This window comes from Duganella phyllosphaerae (genome assembly GCF_001758785.1).
Classification (GTDB): domain Bacteria; phylum Pseudomonadota; class Gammaproteobacteria; order Burkholderiales; family Burkholderiaceae_D; genus Rugamonas; species Rugamonas phyllosphaerae.
Genome location: NZ_LROM01000150.1, coordinates 1 through 5,508 on the forward strand (window position 1 = coordinate 1; position 5,508 = coordinate 5,508).

General features: G+C 68.1%; 5 protein-coding genes and 1 pseudogene. All 6 read left to right on the plus strand.

Features of this window, described 5'->3' with window-relative positions:
• The coding region (locus DUPY_RS25110; protein WP_141749666.1) for an AMP-binding enzyme at nucleotides 1-667 on the plus strand (667 nt) is incomplete at its 5' end.
• On the plus strand, nucleotides 664-3,003 hold the full coding sequence (locus DUPY_RS25115; protein WP_070251884.1) for a bifunctional salicylyl-CoA 5-hydroxylase/oxidoreductase: 2,340 nt from the start codon (nucleotides 664-666) through the stop codon (nucleotides 3,001-3,003). The genes DUPY_RS25110 and DUPY_RS25115, both read left to right, overlap by 4 nt.
• Nucleotides 3,000-3,794 (plus strand): SDR family NAD(P)-dependent oxidoreductase, encoded by a 795-nt coding sequence (locus tag DUPY_RS25120; RefSeq protein ID WP_070251885.1) that lies wholly within the window; start codon nucleotides 3,000-3,002, stop codon nucleotides 3,792-3,794. The genes DUPY_RS25115 and DUPY_RS25120 overlap by 4 nt, the downstream gene beginning before the upstream one ends.
• Nucleotides 3,795-3,805: 11 nt before the next feature.
• On the plus strand, nucleotides 3,806-4,330 hold the full coding sequence (locus tag DUPY_RS25125; protein ID WP_070251886.1) for a MarR family winged helix-turn-helix transcriptional regulator: 525 nt from the start codon (nucleotides 3,806-3,808) through the stop codon (nucleotides 4,328-4,330).
• A 9-nt stretch (nucleotides 4,331-4,339) separates the two neighbouring features.
• A complete protein-coding gene (locus DUPY_RS25130) occupies nucleotides 4,340-5,194 on the plus strand; it encodes an enoyl-CoA hydratase family protein (protein ID WP_070251887.1) in 855 nt (284 codons plus the stop codon).
• Nucleotides 5,195-5,202: 8 nt separating this feature from the next.
• A pseudogene (locus tag DUPY_RS25135) lies at nucleotides 5,203-5,508 on the plus strand (acyl-CoA dehydrogenase family protein); the annotation flags it as partial.

Genomic DNA, 5,508 nt, shown 5'->3' on the forward strand with positions numbered 1-5,508 from the left:
GCCGACCGCCACGCGCGACGCCTGGCGCAGCGCCACCGGCCTGGAAATGATCGACGGTCTCGGCGCCACCGAACTGCTGCACATTTTTATTTCGGCTGCCGACGGCGACGTGCGCCCCGGCGCCACCGGCAAGCCAGTACCGGGCTACCAGGCCTGCGTGCTGGACCCCGACGGCCAGCCGGTAGGGCCGGGCGTGATCGGACGGCTGGCGGTGAAAGGCCCTACGGGCTGCCGCTACCTCGACGATGACCGCCAGGCCGATTATGTGCTGGACGGCTGGAACCTGACCGGCGACGCCTACGAGACGGACGCCGACGGCTACTTTTACTACCGCTCGCGCACCGACGACATGATCATCTCGGCCGGCTACAACATCGCCGGGCCGGAAGTGGAGGATGTGCTGCTGCGCCACCCGGCGGTGGCCGAATGCGGCGTGGTCGGCCGCGACGACGAGGAGCGCGGCCAGATCGTCGAGGCCCACGTGGTGCTCAAGGCCGACTACGTGCCGTCGGCGGAGCTGGTGGCGCAGTTGCAGGACTTTGTGAAAAGCCAGATCGCGCCGTACAAGTACCCGCGCGCGGTGCGCTTTCTCGCGGCGCTGCCGCGCACCGAGACCGGCAAGCTGCAACGCTTCAAGCTGCGGCTGCCGAGCGGGGAGAACCGATGAACATCGTCTGCATCGGCGGCGGTCCCGCCGGCCTGTATTTCGCGCTGCTGATGAAGCAGCAGGATCCGTCGCATCGCATCACCGTGATCGAGCGCAACCGGCCCTACGACACCTTCGGCTGGGGCGTGGTGTTTTCCGACCAGACGCTGGACAACCTGGCCCGCGCCGATGCGCCCACCGCGCACGCCATCATGGCCGCCTTCAACCGCTGGGACGATATCGACGTCTGCTTCAAGGGCGAGGTGATCACGTCGGGCGGCCATGGCTTTTGCGGCATCGGCCGCAAGCACCTGCTCAACATTCTCCAGCACCGCTGCGAAGAACTGGGCGCAGAGTTGGTGTTCGAAACCGACGTGGCCGACGATGCGATGCTGGCCGCGCGCTACCAGGCGGACCTGGTGATCGCCGCCGACGGCATCCACAGCCGCACCCGTGCACGCTACGCGGCCAGCTACCAGCCGCAGATGGAAGAGCGCCACTGCCGCTTCGTGTGGCTGGGCACGCGCAAGAAGTTCGACGCCTTTACCTTCGCGTTCAAGCAGACGCCGCACGGCTGGTTCCAGGCCCATATCTACCAGTTCGATGCCGACACCTCCACCTTCATCGTCGAAGCGCCGGAATCGGTATGGCGCGCCGCCGGCCTGGCCGAGATGACCCAGGAACAGTCGATCGCCTTTTGCGAAAGGCTGTTCGCCGACCAGCTGGACGGCCACCCGCTCATGGCCAATCATGCCCACCAGCGCGGCGCTGCCAGCTGGATCACCTTCCCGCGCCTGGTGTGCGGCCAGTGGGTGCACTGGAATAACGCAGTGCCGGTGGTGCTGATGGGCGACGCCGCCCACTCGGCCCATTACTCGATCGGCTCGGGCACCAAGCTGGCGCTGGAAGACGCGATCGAACTGGCGCGCTGCATCGGCGCTGCCGATGGTGAATTGCACGCTGCGCTGACTGCCTACCAGCAGGTGCGCGCGGTAGAAGTGCTCAAGCTGCAAAGCGCGGCGCGCAATTCGATGGAGTGGTTCGAGCACGTGGCGCGCTACGCCGCCATGGCCGCGCCGCAGTTCGCCTATTCGATGCTGACGCGCAGCCAGCGTCTGTCGCACGCCAACCTGCGCCTGCGCGACGCGGCTTACGTTGACGGCTACGAGGCGTGGTTCGCCGCGCGCGCGTTTGCGCAGGCGGGCCTGCCCATGCCTGACAGCGCCACGCCGCCGATGTTCACGCCGTTCAAGGTACGCGGCCTGGTGCTCAAGAACCGGGTGCTGGTCTCGCCCATGGCGCAGTACAGCGCGGTCGATGGCGTGGCCGGCGACTATCACCTGGCCCACCTCGGTGCGCGCGCGCTCGGTGGCGCCGCGCTGGTGTTTGCCGAGATGACCGGCGTATCTGCCGATGCGCGCATCACGCCTGCCTGCCCCGGCATCTACACGCAGGAACAAATGCAGGCCTGGCGCCGCATCGTCGAGTTCGTCCACCAGCACAGCGATGGCGCCATTGCGCTGCAGCTGGGACACGCAGGGCCCAAGGGCTCCACCCGGTCGATGTGGGACGGCATCGACCAGCCGCTCGAGAGCGGCAACTGGCCGCTGATCGCCGCATCCGAACAGCAGTACCTGGCCGGCGTATCGCAGATCGCGCGCGCCATGACTCTCGAAGACATGGACCGCGTGCTGGACGATTTCGTGCGCGCCACGCTGGCGGCCGAGGCGGCGGGCTTCGACTGGCTGGAACTGCATTGCGCCCACGGCTACCTGCTGTCGTCGTTCATCTCGCCGCTGACCAACCAGCGCAGCGACGACTACGGCGGCAGCCTGGAGAACCGCTGCCGCTACCCGCTGCGGGTGTTTGCGGCCATGCGCGCCGCCTGGCCCGCGCACAAGCCGATGAGCGTGCGCCTCTCCGCCACCGACTGGGTCGATGGCGGCACCACGCCCGACGACGCGGTGGCGACTGCGCGCCTGTTCAAGGCCGCCGGCGCCGACATCATCGATTGCTCGTCGGGGCAGGTGAGCAAACGCGAACAGCCGGTGTACGGGCGCATGTACCAGGCGCCGTTTGCGGACCGCATCCGCAGCGAGGCCGGCATCGGCACCATCGCCGTGGGGGCGATCACCAGCGCCGACCAGGCCAACGGCATCATTGCTGCCGGCCGCGCCGACCTGTGCGCGATCGGCCGCCCGCACCTGGCCAACCCGGCGTGGACGCTGTCCGAAGCGGCCGCGACCGGCTACCGCGCGCTGCGCTGGCCACGACCGTATGCCGCCGCCAAGCGCCAGCTCGAACGCGCTGCGGAACTTGACAAAGAACTCAATCAGGATATCAAGGAAGCTTCATGACCGACTCCAACTTGCCGTTAGCCGGCAAACACGCGCTGGTGACCGGCGGCGCGCGCGGCATCGGCGCCGCCTGCGCGCACGCCTTGCTGGCGCGCGGCGCGCGCGTGACGATCGCCGCGCGCGATGCCGGAACGCTGACCGCCATGCAGGCCGCGCTGGCCTCGGAGTTTGGCGCGGGCAGCGTCCATGTGCAGCCGCTCGACGTGACCGATGCCGAAGCCGTGCGCATCGGCTTCGACCAGGCCGCAGGCCACATGGGCCGCATCGACATCCTGGTCAACAACGCCGGCCAGGCCGCCTCCGCGCCGCTGCTGAAAACCGACGCCGCGCTGTGGCAGCGCATGCTGGACGTGAACCTCGGTGGCGTGTTCCATTGCACCCAGGCCGCGCTGCCAGCCATGCTGGACGCCGGCTGGGGGCGCATCGTCAACGTCGCTTCCACGGCAGGCCTGACCGGCTACCGCTACGCGGCCGCCTACACCGCCGCCAAGCACGGCGTGGTGGGTCTGACGCGCGCGCTGGCGCTGGAAGTGGCCACGCGCGGCGTGACGGTGAACGCCGTGTGTCCCGGCTATACCGACACCGACATCGTCAAGGGCGCCGTCGCCAACATCGTCGCCAGGACCGGGCGCACCGTAGAGCAGGCGCGTGCCGAACTGGCCGCCGGCAATCCGCAACAGCGACTGGTGCACAGCGCCGAAGTGGCCAACGCCGTGGCCTGGCTCTGCCTGGCGGAATCGGCCGCCATGAATGGACAAGCCATCGCCGTCGCCGGCGGTGAAGTGATGTAGCGGGAAGCGCCATGGCCCTGAACCATAACCACGACGACCAGCCCGACGATCAGCCCGAACCTGTGCTCGATTTGTCCAGCCGCCTCACCCAAGACCACCACCAGTCGCTCAAGCTGTGGCTGCGCATGCTCTCGTGCACGGTCAAGATCGAGAACGAGATCCGCAGCCGGCTGCGCACCACCTTCGGCATCACCTTGCCGCGCTTCGACCTGATGGCGCAACTCGAGCGACACCCGCAAGGCTTGCGCATGGGCGAACTGTCCAGGCGCATGATGGTCACCGGCGGTAACATCACCGGCATCACCGACCAGCTGGAGCAGGAAAAGCTGGTGGTGCGCGTGCCCGACCCCAGGGATGGCCGCGTGTTCAGTGTCAAGCTCACCGCCGCCGGCCGCCGCGCCTTTGCCACCATGGCGCAGGTGCACGAGCAGTGGATCGCCGAGTTGCTGCAAGATGTCTCCGGCGCCGACAAGACCCAATTGATCGAACTGCTGTCGCACATGAAGCATAGTCTTCATGCACGCGACGACAAATAAGGAACCACCATGCGCTATCTTCCAGGCCAGGCCCAGCAACTGCCAGGCCACCACCAGCCACTGTCCGGCTACCAGGCCAGCCACTTCAAGTTCGAGGTGAGCGGCGGCGTAGCCACGCTCACGCTCGACCGCCCCGAGCGCAAGAACCCGCTCACGTTCGACTCGTACGCCGAACTGCGCGACCTGTTCCGCGCGTTGCCCATGGCGACCGACATCAAGGCCGTGGTGATCACCGGCGCCGGCGAAAACTTCTGTTCCGGCGGCGACGTGCACGACATCATCGGCCCGCTCACGCAACTCGACATGCCCGGTCTGCTGGCGTTCACCCGCCTGACCGGCGACCTGGTGAAAGCCATCCGCGCGTGTCCGCAGCCGGTGGTGGCGGCGGTGGACGGGGTGTGCGTGGGCGCCGGCGCCATGCTGGCGCTGGCTGCCGATATCCGCTTCGGCACGGCGCGCAGCAAGACCGCATTTTTATTCACCCGCGTGGGCCTGGCCGGCTGCGACATGGGCGCCTGCGCCTTGCTGCCGCGCGTGATCGGCCAGGGCCGGGCCGCCGAGCTGCTGTACACGGGCCGCTCGATGGGCGGCGCCGAGGGCGAGCGCTGGGGCTTTTTCAACAGCCTGCACGAACCGGACGCGCTGGCGCACGCCGCCCTCACCATGGCGCGCGGCCTGGCCGACGGTCCCACTTTCGCCCACGGCATGACCAAGACCATGCTGCAGCAGGAGTGGAGCATGGGCGTAGACCAGGCCATCGAAGCGGAGGCGCAGGCGCAGGCCATCTGCATGGCCACCAACGATTTTCACCGCGCCTACCATGCCTTTGTGGCCAAACAGAAGCCCGTGTTCGAAGGCGATTGAGGACGACCATGCCCGACAAAAGTTATCTCGACTGGCCGTTTTTCGAGCCGCAGCATGCTGCGCTGGAAGCGGCGCTCGACGCCTGGGCCATGCAGCACCTGGCCAATGCAAACCATGCGACCCATGACCGCGCCGGCGTCGACGACGCCTGCCGCCAGCTGGTGCGCCAGCTGGGCGACGGCGGCTGGCTGCGCCACGCGGTGGCCGGCGTCGAACACGGCGGACACGCACACGCCATCGACACCCGCGCCATCTGCCTGATCCGCGAGACGCTGGCGCGCCACGACGGCCTGGCCGATTTCGCTTTCGCCATG